We start from the raw sequence: 15,880 nt of genomic DNA, 5'->3' as shown, positions 1-15,880 counted from the left end.
GGATTTTTCGATAAATCGCTCAAACTCAAAACGCATATTCAGTGTACGTTCCAAGAATTCTTTTTCAAGTTTCTGATAAGTCACAGAGTCCTGCAAAGCCTAAATACAGCCGTTCAAGGACTCTTCATCCTGCTTTTCCTTCAAAGAAGTTGCAAGCTCTTGGGCTGACAGACTTTTCCGACTGAGATATTCACTGATTTCTGTATAAGTCTTCAGTGCTGACTGATATTCCGCACATTTCTTCTTATATAAAGACGATTCATACCGATTACTCCTCTATTTTATACTCATCAATATTCCTCATCTCTTTGCTGAAATTCACCCCGACCTTCACCAAACGCTTGCCGTCCAGACGGTAAGGGATGAGATAACCTTTCTCGTCTATCTGCCTCAAGGCTTCTTCCGCCGTTCCGTTCAGCTTGAACTCGAAAGCATAAACGGCATCGGGAGTTATCACCACGGCATCGGCACGACCGCGTGAACTGCGGACTTCACTCCGGATGAACTGTCCCAACAGCGTGAACACTACATGAAATATAGCCTGATAATGGCGTTCATTGTAAGAAATTCAAGAAGCCGTAGCGGACTTCATCGTTGGGGAAGCCCAAGGTATAGAGGCCAACCTCCTTGTCATATCCCTTGATGGTGAGGTAACCGCTCTGGTAAATCATGGGGAGTGGATTGCGTGCATCCGCACGGTATTCAGAGAAAGCGGAAGAAGTGACTTCCACACCGTCAATAAGGAGACGGAGGTCGTAATCGCTTTGCTGCAACAATTCAACCAAATAGGTAGGAGTACCCGTCTGAAACCAGAAATTACTCAATGTCTTCGATTTGCATGCATTCAACACGCTGAAAGGATTGAAAACACCCTCGCTGTAGGGATAAAAATGATAACCGTCGTACAAACGGGTCATCTTGTCAACTATTGTATCGAAATCTGTTTCGGAAAAGGCAGCCAAGCCTTGTATTTCCGGGGTGAACGTTTTCACCAATTCGTCTTTCGTTATGCCGCACAGGGAAGAGTATTCGGGCCAGGAACTGATGTCCTGCAACTGGTTCAAGTCACTGAATACACTGACCTGGGCAAACTTGGTGACTCCCGTCAGAAACACAAAACGCAAATAGCGGTCGGAACTCTTCAGCACGCCATAAAAAGCCTTCAACGTCCGGCGATATTCGTCCATCAATACCTCGTCCGAGAGGGTCTGAAGCAAAGGTTTGTCGTATTCATCGACCAAAACAACCGCCTGCTTGCCGGTACTCTCATAAGCACGTTCTATCACGTAGGCAAAACGTTCTTCGGGACTGCGATCCTGGCGTTCGGTTCCATATTTCTGCTCCCACTTTTCCAAATATTGGTTGAGCATGGCAAGCAAATCGGCAACCGTCTCATACTTTCGGGCATTCAAATCCAGATGCAGCACCGGATATTCCTCCCATTTGGTTTCCAATTTCTCTATGGCAAGTCCTTTAAACAAGTCCTTACGCCCTTGAAAATAGGATTCGAAAGTGGAAAGAAGCAGACTCTTGCCGAAACGGCGGGGACGACTCAAGAAATAAGGTTTGCCAACATTCACTATCTGATAAACCATAGCAGTCTTATCTACATAAAGATAATTGTCTTTACGTATCTCCTCAAAAGTCTGTATGCCGATAGGCAATTTACGCATCTGCTCCATTTTGTCTGACCGTTTTTAGAAGTTATACGCAAATATACGTTTTTTCCGCAACGGGATATAGCTTTTTATCGTTTATTTCAGATTATTCGTCCACTTCTTCCCATGGATAGGGATTCGCAACTACATTCCGGAACTCGGCAATAGCTTCCTGCTGCTCGGCGGTAAGCGGCTTCCCCTCCCAAGAGGTGATAATGGCTCGGGCTTCGTCGGCCAAAGGCTCGTCAAAAACCTCACCATAGCAAGCCGTGAGCAGACGGAGCTTGAGCAGCGAGGCGGGAAGGGAATCGAGAACGTCCCAACAACGGTTCAGCACTTCCTGAATATGATCCTGTTTTTCGCCATGATCTATGAAAGAGGCACTGTAGCCCATCAAAAGGGCAAGGCAAACGTTGGCCTGTTCTTCGATAGTAGAGCCACCGGAAATAGAATCATACAAGGCCGTGGCCAAGCAGTACACTTGACCGTTGCGACGGGACAATTCATCGCTATAAACAGGACTGCCGTCCGTACCCAGATACATCAGGTCGTGCGCAGCACGCTGAAGGGAGATTGCTTCTTCGGAAAGAGACATGATGAATAATGAATTATAAATTAAAAATTAAAGAGCAGAATATTTAATATGAAAGGTCAGCCGATTACTTCTATCAAATCGGGATGGATGGTGGCCATCGCAACAGCAATGACACCCTGTATCTGAACAACCACACGGCGGTCGCGAGCACCCTTCACTTTCAAGAAAATGCCCTCCTGACCCTCGAAGTCGCCGCCCGTGACACGAACCTTAGTGCCTTTGGAGAGGTTCAGATCTTCGGGACGAAAATAAAGGAGATGGTCGTTGTAAGTTCCGGCAACGGCAATGAAGCGCTGCATCTCATGGTCGGGAATGATTATCTTACGCCCGCTACGGGTATCGGTGATGTATTGCAGGTAGGATACCTGAGACTTGACACGCTTCAATGCGGAAGGAAGGGCATGGACAAAAAGAAGGTTGTGGACAACGGGCACAAGGGCACGGACCTTCCTGCCTCTGCGCAGGCTCACCTTGTATTGCATGGGGACGAAACAGCCTATCTGTTCCTTTTCGAGAAGGCGCATGGCATCCGGCTCCCGCCGGTATGTGGCACGCATGGCGTACCAGATTTCAGTTTCTTTCTCCCTATCCATCTTCGATTGTGTTCAGAAAAGGGCATTCCTCCGGGGCTTTAAACTCCGTACATTGTACTGGAATTCAATCAATTGCGAGCATTTTATGTGAAATACGGCAAGCCTTATGCCCATCTTGCCAACTGTTATTTTGAACTCACTCATACCATGAAGGTAAGTAGCTATAAACAAACGTGTTGAGAGAAAAAAGCGTTCATTAGACGTTCGTTTAATGGACGTCAATATATTTCATTTTAGCTGGGTATGGAAAGCATCAAAAGGAAGATATATTTAAAATATTATTTTTGAATCTTATAATATTGTGGTGTAGATGATTAAGTATATTTTATATGTACATCCAAAAATATTTTTATTAAACATTTTGGCGCTTTCAAAAATCGCACTTATCTTTGCGTCCATTAAACGAACGTTTAAAAAACGCTTCTTCAGATAATTATATTATCCTATATTACAATAGGTTATACTACATCTTCCATTTTCCAAAATCAGATTTTCCAATTCTTATCAGCCAATTTCTTTGCCAATAATGAAAGATGGCTTATTTTCGTAAATTCACATTTTAAATTATTTTTAATAATAACTTAATTATTACGAATTATGACCAACAAAAACAAGGCGAAAAATCAAGAAAAAAGCATTAAAAAAACAGGAACAAACAGGCACTAACTAACAGTGAAACAAGCATTAAGCATGGAGCAGGAAGACCCAAAAGCGGGAAAGTGATTGGAATAGGATACAAACACCGACAAATGGTAATAGCAGACATAATCAGATGGTGGAAAAGCGGATATTTGGTGACAGAAAGTTCCGAAAGTGTAAAAGCATTGGTGGATTGGACTATGGAAAGATACACATTTTTATCAAAGGAACTCAATCCTTTAGCATACAACACTATAATAGCAGAATTCCGAGAAGTATGGAGGGATTTGCAACAGGAAGCAACAAAAGCAAAGAACGTGGAAATATGTGGAAATAAGAAGAAAATACCACACAATAATTAAAAATAAGCAGGGGTTGGAAAAACAACATATATTTGCGATGTGATACAGAATTAAGACCGATCTGCTGAGAATTAAAAATTGATAACTTAAATGAAGTAAGATGGCAATGACGTATGGGGGAATGCTGTATTTCCCCCTCAAAGTGAGTCTCTTTGAGGAAATAGCGATAGAATTGGTGGAAGCCAGATTCGGATTAAAAGGTACGGCGGCGGAAGACATCAGTGAACAAGAAATGCAGAGCATCGTGGATATACTGGTGAGCAAAGACTTCTTTGATTCCAAAGCCTACGGCCAGAAGATATTACACTTATGCGGAACACGGTATTAATATCATGCAATACAGCCTGTCAGTAACTTGTTACACAAGATATTAATATCGTGTAGGAAAGACATTAACTTCTTGCCTGCATGATATTAATTTCCCGGAATCAACAGCTTTTTCTTCCTTATAGTTATGCAACGGACTAACCAGGCAGTCATTCTCGAAGCAAAGGTCTTGCTGAAAGCAATTATTTATACCTGTCCAATACATTGTTCCGATAGTCTTTCGGTGACGTCCCTACATACTGTTTGAAGTATTTTCCAAAAAAAGACTGTGTGGGGAAATTGAGCCGTGCCGCAATTTCCTTTATACTCAGATCCGAACTTTCGAGCAGTTGTTTCGCCTCTGTTATAACCATCTGCACAATCCACTGCAAAGCATTGCTTCCCGACTTCTCTTTTATAATGGTAGAGAAATAGCGGGGAGCCAAATGCTGCATACGGGCATAAAAAGCGACATCCCGTTCATGGCGGTAATAGCGGAATAATGACAGCATGAAATTCTGGAAAACCAAATCTTTCTTACTTTGTGGCAAAGGCTGCAACGGCTGGTTTGCAAAATAGACATTCAATACCTCATAACAGAGTGTCTGCCCCATAGACTTGAGCAGCTCCAATGTAAGGTTTCCGCACAGCCGGGGCATATCGGAAATATTCTCCGTCTCTATCCTCTCATAAAGGCTTTCCATCAGACATTCCAAATGCCTGAATTGCTCACCCTGCAAGGACGTACAAGGATGCTCGCGCAGAAAAAGCAGATTTTCAACATTCATCACCCTGTTGACTATGGGAATGACATAGTTGATATCCACTTCTACCATAATGCCTTCAGCATCTTCACTTCTATGCAACAGACGCACCAAAGTGGAAGCCATGTAGATATACATGTCTCCCCGTGTTATATGGTAGGTCTTATCTGCCAAAGAAACTTCTATTTCACCACGGCGGCAAAGGAAAAGCCCGCATTGGTCGAGGGTCGAAATAATCTGTCCGTCACAAAAGAAACGGGAAACTTCACCCGTCATCGGAATAAAACGAAAAGGTATCTGTCTGTCGAGCATATTATTCTAAAGATTCATTACGGAGTTTTATCACCACCGAAATGCAAAATAAATACAAATAGCCGAATATTTCAGTATAACTCCGGATATAAATATACAAATAGAACAATTTATAATTCATATCGACCTTTTCTAACAGATGATAACGGGATAATTTTGCATCGAATATTAACGACTGAAATTATGAAACAAATTTATTGGATTCTTGCAAGTGTTTCCTTGTTCTCTCTGGGCTCCTGCAGCAACCGGCCCCAAGATGCAGGAACTTTACAAACGGTAAAAATAGATACGGTAGCTTCGGCTGATGAACGAACTTTTCTGCAATACCCCGGAAAAGTGAAAGCTGCACAGGACATCAGCCTTGCATTCAGAGTAAGCGGAACGATCCAAAAAATTTATGTGGAAGACGGTGCACCTGTACGCCAGGGACAACTGCTTGCCCAACTGGACCCGACGGATTACCAAGTGCAATTAGACGCCACCGAAGCCGAATACCGGCAAATAAAAGCCGATGCGGAACGTGTCATGGCACTCTACAAAGACAATGGAACTACTCCCAGCGCCAACGACAAAGCCGTGTATGGATTGAAACAGATTACAGCCAAATACCAACACCACAAAGACCAACTGGAATATACCCGCCTCTATGCCCCTTTCAACGGCTTTATACAGAAACGGCTGTTCGAAGCTCACGAAACAATAGCTGCGGGAATGCCGGTCCTCTCCATGATAAGCGGCGGAATGCCCGAAGTAGAGATCAACCTCCCGGCAGCAGAATATATCCGGCGCAGGCAATTCAGTAATTATCATTGTACATTCGATATATATCCGGGAAAGACCTATCCGTTGAAGTTGATAAGCATCACGCCCAAAGCCAATGCCAACCAGCTATACACCGTGCGGCTGCAACTGCTTGCCGGCAAACAGCCGATGCCCTCTCCGGGAATGAATACGATGGTTACCATTTATTGTGACAAGGAAAACTCACTCCGGTTGTCTGTCCCCAGTGGCGCCGTTCTGCAAAAAGACGGCAAGGCACACGTATTTGTATATAATCCGTCAGACAACAAAGTGAGCAGCCGCGAAGTCACCCTCCTGCATCTGACAAGCAACGGGCGCAGCCTGATCAGCTCCGAATATCTGAAACCGGGCGAACCGGTTGTCGCTTCCGGAGTGCACCACATTAAAGACGGGGAAACGGTGAAGCCTCTCACCCCTGCCGCACAAACCAATGTCGGAAGATTGCTGTAAAACCAATCACTAACCATTAATCATTAAAAACAATGGATATAAGTAAATGGGCATTTCAGAACCGTAACCTGATTTACTTCCTGATAGCAGTGCTGCTGTTGGGCGGAGCCTACTCCTGTTACGAAATGAGCAAGCTGGAAGACCCTGAGATAAAAGTGAAACTTGCCATGGTGGTGACTACCTATCCTGGCGCCTCGGCCCACCAAGTAGAACTGGAAGTAACGGATGTACTGGAAAAAAGCATCCACAGCATGGGTAATATAGACAATGTGGAGAGCTATTCCTTCAACGACCTTTCCCTGATTCAGATAGAGTTGACCACCACTACCAAGGATGAAGAAGTGGAACAATGTTGGGACATGCTGCGCCGCAAGGTGAATGATGCACGCGCCTCGCTACCCGACGGAGCCGCCACCCCTATTATCAAGGACGACTTCGGAAATGTATTCGGCATGTTCTATGCACTGACAGGCGACGGACTGAATGACCGGGAACTGTCCGACTACGCCGAGCTCATCAAACGCGAAATCAGCGATATGGAAGGTGTGGATCGGGTGGAACTGTATGGCAAACGTCCCGAATGTATAAATATCTCCCTGCTACAAGACCGTATGGCAAACTTAGGTGTGAAGCCGGCAGAGGTTCTCGCCACACTGAACGGACAGAACAAAACTACATACAGCGGCTATTATGATAATGGAGACAACCGCATCCGCGTAACGGTTAGTGATAAGTTCAAAACGGTAGAAGACATCGGAAACATGCTGATACAGGGACATGACGACGACCAACTGCGCATGCGCGACATAGCCAGGATAGAAAAAGGCTACGAGGAACCTACACGCAACGAAATGTTTTTCGACAGCGAACGGGCACAAGGCATTCTGGTTGCAGCGTCCAGTGGATCGGACATCGTAAAGGTGGGGGCCGCCGTGGAAAAGAAACTGAAACAACTCAAGGAAACCCGCCTGCCCGCCGGCGTGGAATGCCACAAAGTATTCTACCAGCCGGAACGTGTAGGCGCTTCATTGGGAACGTTTATCATCAACCTGATAGAATCTGTAATCATTGTCGTGCTCATCCTGATGATAGCCATGGGCTTCAAAAGCGGTGTCATCATCGGCATCAGTCTCGTAGTCACCGTTTTTGGCTCATTCCTGTTCCTTTACACTGCGGGCGGAACCATGCAGCGCGTATCACTCGCCGCATTCGTACTGGCGATGGGCATGTTGGTGGACAATGCCATCGTCATCATCGACGGCATATTGGTGGATCTGAAAGCCGGCAAGGACAGGATGGAGGCAATGACCGCCATAGGACGGCAAACAGCCATGCCTCTGTTGGGAGCCACTCTGATAGCCATCATAGCTTTCCTTCCCATCTTCATGTCACCCGATACGGCAGGAGTCTATACGCGTGACCTTTTCATTGTTCTCGCTGTATCTCTGCTATTGAGCTGGGTGTTGGCATTGGTTCACGTGCCACTGATGGCCAACCGCAGGCTGTATCCCAAAGCGGAAGTCAGCGCCACGGGAAAACGGGAATATAAAGGACGTACATACGCCGCACTGCGCACTGCCCTACGCTTCGGACTGGCACACCGTTGGAGCTTCGTGATGGGCATGGTTGCCCTCCTGACATTATCGGCTTTCGGCTACCGGTATATGCGCCAGGGATTTTTCCCGGACATGGTTTACGACCAGTTGTATATGGAATACAAATTGCCCGAAGGCAATAATTCCACACGGGTAGCACGGGATTTGAGAGAGATAGAAGCTTACCTGAAAACCCGCAAAGAGGTGATCCACGTCACCTCCTCCATCGGCGGAACACCGGGACGTTATAATCTGGTACGCAGCGTTGCCAACCCGTCACTGGCCTATGGAGAACTTATCATAGACTTCACTTCTCCCGACGAGTTGGTAAGAAACATGGAAGAGATACAGGCATATCTGACCCGGCACTATCCGGATGCCTATGTCAAAATGAAACGATACAACCTGATGTTCAAGAAATACCCTATCGAGGCTCAGTTCATGGGACCTGACCCTGCCGTATTGCACCAATTGGCAGACCGTGCACGCAGTATCATGGAAAACGCTCCCGAAGTATGCCTCATCACCACCGACTGGGAACCGCAGATACCTGTGCTCTCCATTGAGTATGATCAGGCCGCCGCCCGCACTTTGGGACTGAGCCGCAATGACGTGAGCCTGTCCTTACTATCGGCCAACGGCGGTATTCCTATCGGCGCCTTCTACGAAGGCATACACAGGGACAACATCTACCTGAAATGCCTGGACGAAAAAGGACAGCCCATAGAAGACCTCGCCAATACACAAGTATTCTCCTCGTTGCCATCGCTGAACGGACTGCTGAATGAGGAGACAATGGTGAAACTGAAAGCCGGCACTCTCTCTAAAGAGGAGCTTGTGGAAAGCCTGATGGGCAGCACCCCGCTGAAACAAATCAGCAAGAGCATCGACATCCGTTGGGAAGACCCCGTAGTGCCGCGCTACAACGGACAGCGCAGCCAGCGTGTGCAGTGCTCCCCCGCCCCGGGCGTAGAAACGGAGAAGGCGCGTCAGACCATTGCGCAGAAGATAGAACAAATAGAACTTCCCGAAGGCTATACACTGCACTGGCAAGGCGAAAAGAGCGCCAGCGACCAGTCCATGAAGTACCTGTTCAAGAATTTCCCACTTGCCATTATCCTGATGATAGCCATTCTGATTATGCTGTTCAAGGATTATCGCAAGCCTCTCATCATCTTCTGCTGCATTCCCATGATTATTGTAGGGGTGGTGGCGGTAATGCTGCTTACGGGCAAGACATTCAACTTCGTAGCCATCGTAGGCACATTGGGACTGATAGGTATGCTCATCAAGAACGGCATTGTGCTGATGGATGAAATTACCTCACAGCTCCGGCAAGGCGTAGAGCCGATAACGGCGCTGATAGACAGCGCACAAAGTCGCCTGCGACCCGTGACGATGGCAGCACTGACCACCATCCTCGGCATGATACCTCTGCTGCCCGACGCTATGTTCGGCTCGCTCGCCGCATCCATCATGGGCGGTCTGACATTCGGTACTCTGATAACCTTGCTGTTCATACCTATTTTGTATGCACTGTTTTTTCATATCAAGCAGAATGACAAATGATAATTAACAAATCAGAAACAATGAAAAAGAGAATAATCTTCTTCGCTTCCCTGATGTATGCCCTCTCCCTCTCCGCCCAAGAAGTACTGAGTCTGGAACAATGCAGGGAAATGGCACTGAAATACAATAAAGAGATAGCCGCTTCGGCCAAACAGACAGAAAGTGCCCGCTATACAGTCAAAAGTTACCGGGGTAACTTCTTCCCGAACTTCACCGCCAACGGCACGGGCATTTACAGCACGGCAGACGGCAGCCTGGGCATACCGGGAGGTAATCTGCCCACCCTCATGCCAAATGCGGCCGGACAATTCGTGCCTGATGGCGGATATGCCTATTTTCCAGGTATAAACCTGAACTATAAGGTAGGGACTGTTTATATAGGGGGCATACAGGTGGAACAGCCACTATACATGGGCGGGAAAATCCGTGCCGCCTATAAGATGGCTTTGCTGGGAACGGAGATGGCACACATGAATGAAACCCTGACAGCCACCGAAATCATTCTGAAGACAGATCAGGCCTATGCACAGGCTGTAAAAGCACAAGAGATAAAGAAGGTTGCCGACAAGTACAATGCAGTTCTCTCGGAATTGATGAAGAATGTGGAAAGTGCACGCCGCCACGGATTGAAACCGCAAAATGACGTATTGAAGGTGCAGGTGAAGCTGAACGAAAGCGAACTTGGCGTCCGCAAAGCAGAAAACGCCCTTCGCCTCGCCACAATGAACCTTTGCCACTGCATCGGCAAGCCATTGACCTCGGATATTCGCATCTCAGGTGATTTTCCCGAAATAGGACAAGATCTCAGCATGCAGACCTCGGACATCACGGCCCGTCCGGAATATGGCATCCTGAACAAGCAAGTCTCCATCGCCCGGCAACAGGTAAAATTAAACCGTAGCGAATTGCTTCCCAAAGTCGGCATAAAAGGCTCGTATGACTACATACACGGATTTGAACTGAACGACCAGAACTTGCTGGATAAAGGAAGCTTCTCGGTATTCCTGAATGTCAGCGTCCCCCTGTTCCACTTCGGCGAACGGAGCAACAAGGTGCGTGCGGCCAAAGCCAAACTGGAACAAACCCGTCTTGAACAGGAAAATATGAACGAACAAATGTTATTGGAACTTACACAAGCCGCCAACAACCTCGATGAAGCCCAACTGGAAAGTGAACTCTCCGACCGTTCACTGCAACAGGCAGAAGAAAACATGCGTGTCAGCCGCAGCCAATATGAAGTGGGCCTGGAAACCCTGTCCGACCATCTGGAAGCGCAAGCCCTGTGGCAACAGGCATACGAAACGCAGGTAGATGCCCGCTTTCAACTATATCTCAAGTACATCGCCTACTTGAAGGCTGCGGGTGCTCTGTACGACAAGTGTTGCAAATGACGCATCCTGATAAGATAAATGACGCACTTCACAAATGATGAAGTGCGTCATTTATCTTATCAGGATACGTCATCCGTCTCACTGACGTGCGTCATTGCGAACACCGAAGCGCCAGCCTATTTATACTCCTCCCACGATTTGATAGCGATATCATCCACACTCATCGTACAGAATGCATTGATGAAAGCACTCGCCAGACGGGCATTCGTAATCAACGGAATGTTGAGGTCGATGGCGGCGCGGCGTATCTTATAGCCGTTATCCAACTCGCCGACAGTGAGGTTCTTCGGGATATTTACTACCATATCAATCTCCTTCTTGTGGAGCATGTCGAGTGCTTGCGGCTGCTTGTCCGGTTCGCTGGGCCAATAGACGCGCGTATTCTCCACCCCATTCTCCGTAAGGAAGTTGCTGCTGCCGCCGGTGGCAAAGATATTATAACCTTTCTTCTGAAGCAGGCGGGCTGCGGAAAGCATCTCCACTTTCTGCTTGGGAGTACCCGTAGAAAGCAGGATGTTCTTCTTCGGGATGCGGTAACCTACCGAAAGCATCGCCTTGAGGATGGCGCAGGAAGTGTCATTGCCGATACATCCCACCTCACCCGTAGATGCCATGTCCACACCTAACACCGGGTCGGCTTTCTGCAAGCGGTTGAAAGAGAACTGAGAGGCTTTGATACCTACATAATCCAGGTCGAAGAGGTTCTTGTCCGGTTTCTGCACGGGGATGCCGAGCATTACTTTCGTTGCCAATTCGATGAGGTTTATCTTCAATACCTTGCTGACGAACGGGAACGAACGGCTGGCGCGGAGGTTGCACTCTATCACCTTGATGTCGTTCTCACGGGCGAGGTACTGGATGTTGAACGGGCCGGAGATTTGCAGTTCGCGTGCAATCTCGCGACTGATGCGCTTGATGCGGCGCACCGTCTCCACATACAGCTTCTGCGGCGGGAACTGGATAGTAGCGTCACCGGAATGTACACCCGCAAACTCGATGTGCTCACTGATGGCGTAGGCGATGATTTCACCATTCTGCGCCACCGCGTCCATCTCCACCTCTTTGGCATGTTCGATGAACTGGCTTACCACAACCGGATGCTTCTTGCTGACATTTGCCGCCAACTGTAGGAAGCGTTCCAGTTCCTCTTGATTGGAGCAAACATTCATGGCAGCTCCGGAGAGCACGTAGGACGGGCGCACCAATACCGGGAAACCTACTTTATCTACAAAAGCATTGATGTCTTCCAATGAAGTCAGTGCGCTCCATTCGGGCTGGTCCACGCCGATGCGGTCCAGCATGGCGGAAAACTTGTCGCGGTCTTCGGCATTGTCAATGTTCTTGGCACTCGTACCGAGGATAGGCACTTGCTGCTCGTCGAGGCGCATGGCGAGGTTGTTCGGTATCTGGCCGCCGGTAGAGACAATGACACCGTGCGGATTCTCCAGTTCGAGAATATCCATCACACGCTCAAAGGTAAGCTCATCGAAGTAGAGGCGGTCGCACATATCATAGTCCGTAGATACGGTTTCGGGGTTGTAGTTTATCATCACGCTGCGGTAGCCCTCCTTGCGGATGGTGTTGAGCGCCTGCACGCCGCACCAGTCGAATTCTACCGAGGAACCGATGCGGTAAGCACCCGAACCGAGAACGACGATGCTCTTCTTGTCGCCCAAGTAGTGAACATCGTTGGCCGTGCCGCTGTACGTCAGATACAGATAGTTGGTCTGTGCGGGATATTCGGCGGCAAGGGTGTCAATCTGCTTCACTACGGGCAAGATGCCACGCCCCTTGCGGTGGTTGCGCACGTAAAGGATGCCGTCCTCCAAGTCGCCCTCAAAGCTGATGGCGCGGGCTATCTGGAAGTCGGAGAAGCCCTGCACTTTGGCTTTCTTCAGGAGGTCGTCGGGCAGGTCGGCAATCTGCTTGTGGTTGTTGCCCCACAATTCCAGTTCCTTCGAGGTGTTCATGATGTTCATCAGCTTCTCCAGGAACCACTTGTCAATCTTGGTCAGCTCGTGTATCTGGTCAACGGTATATCCGGCACGGAATGCTTTGGAGATGACGAAGATGCGCTTGTCGGTAGGCTCGCGCAGCGCCTTGTCGATGTCGGGAATGACAAGCTCTTTGTTCTGCACAAAACCGTGCATACCCTGCCCTATCATGCGGAGTCCTTTCTGAATGGCTTCTTCAAAGGTACGGCCGATGGCCATCACCTCGCCCACGGACTTCATGGAGGAGCCCAACTCCTTATCTACGCCGTGAAACTTGCCCAAATCCCAACGGGGGATTTTGCAGACCACGTAGTCTAATGCAGGTTCAAAGAATGCGCTGGTGGTCTTGGTGACGGAGTTCTTCAAGTCGAACAAGCCGTAGCCCAAACCAAGCTTGGCGGCTACAAAGGCAAGCGGATAACCGGTTGCTTTAGAGGCCAATGCAGAGGAACGGCTCAAGCGGGCATTTACTTCGATAACGCGGTAATCTTCGCTCATCGGGTCGTAGGCATACTGCACGTTGCACTCGCCCACGATACCGATGTGGCGGATGATGCGGATGGCAAGTTCACGCAGTTTGTGGTAGTCGGAGTTGCTCAACGTCTGCGAGGGAGCAATGACGATGGACTCGCCGGTATGGATGCCCAGGGGGTCGAAGTTCTCCATGTTGCAGACGGTGATGCAGTTGTCAAAGCGGTCGCGCACCACCTCGTATTCCACCTCTTTCCAGCCGCGCAGGGATTTCTCCACCAACACCTGCGGGGAGAAGGAGAAGGCTTTCTCCACCAGCACGTTCAGTTCTTCTTCATTGTCACAGAAGCCCGAACCCAGTCCGCCGAGGGCGTAGGCAGCACGGACAATGACGGGATAACCCAGTTCACGGGCGGCACGGCGGGCATCAACGACATTCTCCACAGCCTCACTCTTGATGGTGTGTACGTCAATCTCATTCAGTTTATGCACAAAGATTTCGCGGTCTTCGGTGTCGATAATGGCCTGCACGGGCGTGCCGAGCACCTTCACGCCGTATTTCTCGAAGATGCCGTCTTTGTAGAGCGCCACACCGCAGTTCAAAGCCGTCTGTCCGCCAAAGGCGAGCATCACACCGTCGGGGCGTTCCTTCTCGATGACTTTCTCCACAAAGTAAGGGGTGACGGGCAGGAAGTAAATCTGGTCGGCCACGCCTTCCGAAGTCTGCACGGTGGCGATGTTGGGATTGATGAGGATGGTCTGGATGCCTTCCTCCTTCAGTGCCTTGAGTGCCTGCGAGCCGGAGTAGTCGAACTCTCCCGCCTCACCGATTTTCAGTGCGCCGGAGCCGAGCAGCAGGACTTTCTTTATATTGTTTTCTTTCATATCGTTCTTGGTTCTTTCGTCTTAATAATAAATATTTACTCTTTCAGTTCTCTTTCATCGGTAGCTACCTTTACAGTGCCGAGGTAGCTACCAAGTGAAGGTCGAGGTAGCTACCGAGTGGTGGTCAAGGTAGCTACCTTGACATTGCCTTTGTAGCAACCGCTGATTATCAACGATTTACGCTCAATGTACATCTCCCTCATTTTTCCTTACACGTGAAGCAGTTTCACGAACTCGTCGAAGAGGAACTCCGTGTCCGTGGGGCCGCTGGCGGCTTCGGGGTGGAACTGTGCGGAGAACCAGGGATTGCGTTTGTGGCGCACACCCTCGTTGGAACCGTCGTTCATGTTCACAAAGAGTGGTTCCCAGTCTTCGGTCAGCGTGTTGTTGTCAACGGCATAACCGTGGTTCTGCGAAGTGATGAAGCAGCGTTCCGTACCCACCATGCGCACCGGCTGGTTGTGGCTGCGGTGTCCGTATTTCAGTTTGTAGATTTTGGCTCCTCCGGCCTTGCCTAACAGTTGGTTGCCCATGCAAATGCCGAAGATGGGCAGCGTCTCGTTCTGCATCGCCTTGCGGATGTTCTGCACGGCGGCATCGCAGGTATCGGGGTCGCCGGGGCCGTTGGAGATGAACAGTCCGTCGAACTCCAGTCCGTTGAAGTCGTAGTTCCACGGCACGCGAATTACCTCTACCCCACGCTTCAGCAGGCAGCGGATGATGTTGGTCTTCACGCCGCAATCGAGAAGCACTACGCGCTTCAGTTGAGAGTTGATAGTTGATAGTTGAGAATTAAGCTGTGCTGTGGGGGTGTCGATGTCAAAACGGCGGCTTTCCGTTCCGGCATATACCAGGATGTCTTTGCAGCTCACCCTGTCAACATAATTAATATCCCCATAACTCTCAACTCTCAACTCTCCACTCTCAACTTCTCCGAAGACAATCTTGCCCATCATCACGCCATGCTCGCGCAGCACTTTTGTCAGTTCGCGGGTATCGATGCCCGTGATGCCCGGCACTTGCTCGCGCTTCAGCCAGTCGGCAAGGCTCTCCACCGCGTTCCAATGGCTGAAGTTCTCGCTGTAATCGCTCACAATGATGGCTTCGGCATGGATGCGCTCGCTCTCCATGAAGGTGGCCAGCCCGTTCGGTTCGATGGTGAAAGGCGGCACACCGTAGTTGCCCACCAACGGATAAGTGAGTGTCATCAACTGCCCGGCATACGAGGGGTCGGTCAGGCTCTCGGGATAGCCCGACATGGCCGTGTTGAAGACCACCTCTCCCGCTACCGGCTTTTCATAGCCGAACGACTTGCCGTGAAATACAGAACCATCATCAAGGATAAGCCTCACCCCCTTCCCCTCTCCCGAAGAGAGGGGGGATGAAGTTACTTTTGCATTATTATTTTCGTTCATCATATATATGTATATAATATTTCTATCTCTAAATCTGTGAAATCCGTGTAATTCCGTGCCTAAAAGAAAGCTTCATGTGC

General features: G+C 48.9%; 10 protein-coding genes and 1 pseudogene. 5 read left to right on the top strand and 6 right to left on the bottom strand.

Features of this window, described 5'->3' with window-relative positions:
• Positions 1-268 precede the first annotated feature (268 nt).
• The 3 genes and pseudogenes from BACHE_RS10485 to BACHE_RS10475 form a co-directional block, all read right to left on the bottom strand.
• A pseudogene (locus BACHE_RS10485) lies at positions 269-1,682 on the bottom strand (ATP-binding protein).
• Positions 1,683-1,764: 82 nt separating this feature from the next.
• Positions 1,765-2,253, bottom strand: coding sequence for a UpxZ family transcription anti-terminator antagonist (locus BACHE_RS10480; protein ID WP_013547674.1), 489 nt, complete (start codon positions 2,251-2,253; stop codon positions 1,765-1,767).
• Positions 2,254-2,309: 56 nt separating this feature from the next.
• The gene (locus BACHE_RS10475; RefSeq protein ID WP_013547673.1) at positions 2,310-2,846 is read right to left on the bottom strand and encodes a UpxY family transcription antiterminator; all 537 of its coding nucleotides are present in this window, start codon (positions 2,844-2,846) and stop codon (positions 2,310-2,312) included.
• Between the two features lie 749 nt (positions 2,847-3,595).
• On the opposite strand from BACHE_RS10475, the gene BACHE_RS10470 reads away from it, so the two are divergent.
• Positions 3,596-3,847 (top strand): hypothetical protein, encoded by a 252-nt coding sequence (locus BACHE_RS10470; protein WP_041579346.1) that lies wholly within the window; start codon positions 3,596-3,598, stop codon positions 3,845-3,847.
• Between the two features lie 100 nt (positions 3,848-3,947).
• The gene (locus BACHE_RS10465) at positions 3,948-4,175 is read left to right on the top strand and encodes a hypothetical protein (protein WP_041579344.1); all 228 of its coding nucleotides are present in this window, start codon (positions 3,948-3,950) and stop codon (positions 4,173-4,175) included.
• A gap of 181 nt (positions 4,176-4,356) precedes the next feature.
• Here the strand turns inward: BACHE_RS10465 and BACHE_RS10460 are convergent, their stop codons facing one another.
• Positions 4,357-5,229 carry a helix-turn-helix domain-containing protein gene (locus BACHE_RS10460; protein WP_013547670.1) on the bottom strand — a complete coding sequence of 291 codons (873 nt, stop codon included), beginning with the start codon at positions 5,227-5,229 and terminating at the stop codon, positions 4,357-4,359.
• A gap of 183 nt (positions 5,230-5,412) precedes the next feature.
• Here BACHE_RS10460 and BACHE_RS10455 point away from each other — a divergent pair, with 183 nt between their 5' ends.
• The 3 genes from BACHE_RS10455 to BACHE_RS10445 are packed head-to-tail and all read left to right on the top strand — an operon-like array spanning position 5,413 to position 11,035.
• The gene (locus BACHE_RS10455) at positions 5,413-6,480 is read left to right on the top strand and encodes an efflux RND transporter periplasmic adaptor subunit (protein ID WP_013547669.1); all 1,068 of its coding nucleotides are present in this window, start codon (positions 5,413-5,415) and stop codon (positions 6,478-6,480) included.
• A 32-nt stretch (positions 6,481-6,512) separates the two neighbouring features.
• Complete coding sequence (locus tag BACHE_RS10450) at positions 6,513-9,644, top strand: efflux RND transporter permease subunit (RefSeq protein ID WP_013547668.1); 3,132 nt, start codon at positions 6,513-6,515, stop codon at positions 9,642-9,644.
• Positions 9,645-9,664: 20 nt separating this feature from the next.
• Positions 9,665-11,035, top strand: coding sequence for a TolC family protein (locus BACHE_RS10445; protein WP_013547667.1), 1,371 nt, complete (start codon positions 9,665-9,667; stop codon positions 11,033-11,035).
• A 116-nt stretch (positions 11,036-11,151) separates the two neighbouring features.
• On the opposite strand, the gene carB is transcribed toward BACHE_RS10445, so the two are convergent.
• Together carB and carA are read right to left on the bottom strand one after the other, a co-directional pair.
• On the bottom strand, positions 11,152-14,385 hold the full coding sequence (carB, locus tag BACHE_RS10440) for a carbamoyl-phosphate synthase (glutamine-hydrolyzing) large subunit (RefSeq protein ID WP_013547666.1): 3,234 nt from the start codon (positions 14,383-14,385) through the stop codon (positions 11,152-11,154).
• 209 nt (positions 14,386-14,594) lie between these two features.
• The gene (gene carA, locus BACHE_RS10435) at positions 14,595-15,803 is read right to left on the bottom strand and encodes a glutamine-hydrolyzing carbamoyl-phosphate synthase small subunit (protein WP_013547665.1); all 1,209 of its coding nucleotides are present in this window, start codon (positions 15,801-15,803) and stop codon (positions 14,595-14,597) included.
• Positions 15,804-15,880: the final 77 nt, after the last annotated feature.

The sequence above is a fragment of the Bacteroides helcogenes P 36-108 genome, from assembly GCF_000186225.1.
GTDB lineage: Bacteria > Bacteroidota > Bacteroidia > Bacteroidales > Bacteroidaceae > Bacteroides > Bacteroides helcogenes.
This window is presented reverse-complemented; position numbering and strand designations above follow the sequence as displayed.

Bases quoted from the DNA above. Each gene is read 5' to 3' on its own strand.
- BACHE_RS10450 (WP_013547668.1), top strand. From the start codon at position 6,513: ATGGATATAAGTAAATGGGCATTTCAGAACCGTAACCTGATTTACTTC.
- carA (WP_013547665.1), bottom strand. From the start codon at position 15,803: ATGATGAACGAAAATAATAATGCAAAAGTAACTTCATCCCCCCTCTCT.
- BACHE_RS10480 (WP_013547674.1), bottom strand. From the start codon at position 2,253: ATGTCTCTTTCCGAAGAAGCAATCTCCCTTCAGCGTGCTGCGCACGAC.
- BACHE_RS10460 (WP_013547670.1), bottom strand. From the start codon at position 5,229: ATGCTCGACAGACAGATACCTTTTCGTTTTATTCCGATGACGGGTGAA.
- BACHE_RS10470 (WP_041579346.1), top strand. From the start codon at position 3,596: ATGGTAATAGCAGACATAATCAGATGGTGGAAAAGCGGATATTTGGTG.
- BACHE_RS10475 (WP_013547673.1), bottom strand. From the start codon at position 2,846: ATGGATAGGGAGAAAGAAACTGAAATCTGGTACGCCATGCGTGCCACA.
- BACHE_RS10445 (WP_013547667.1), top strand. From the start codon at position 9,665: ATGAAAAAGAGAATAATCTTCTTCGCTTCCCTGATGTATGCCCTCTCC.
- BACHE_RS10455 (WP_013547669.1), top strand. From the start codon at position 5,413: ATGAAACAAATTTATTGGATTCTTGCAAGTGTTTCCTTGTTCTCTCTG.
- BACHE_RS10465 (WP_041579344.1), top strand. From the start codon at position 3,948: ATGGCAATGACGTATGGGGGAATGCTGTATTTCCCCCTCAAAGTGAGT.
- carB (WP_013547666.1), bottom strand. From the start codon at position 14,385: ATGAAAGAAAACAATATAAAGAAAGTCCTGCTGCTCGGCTCCGGCGCA.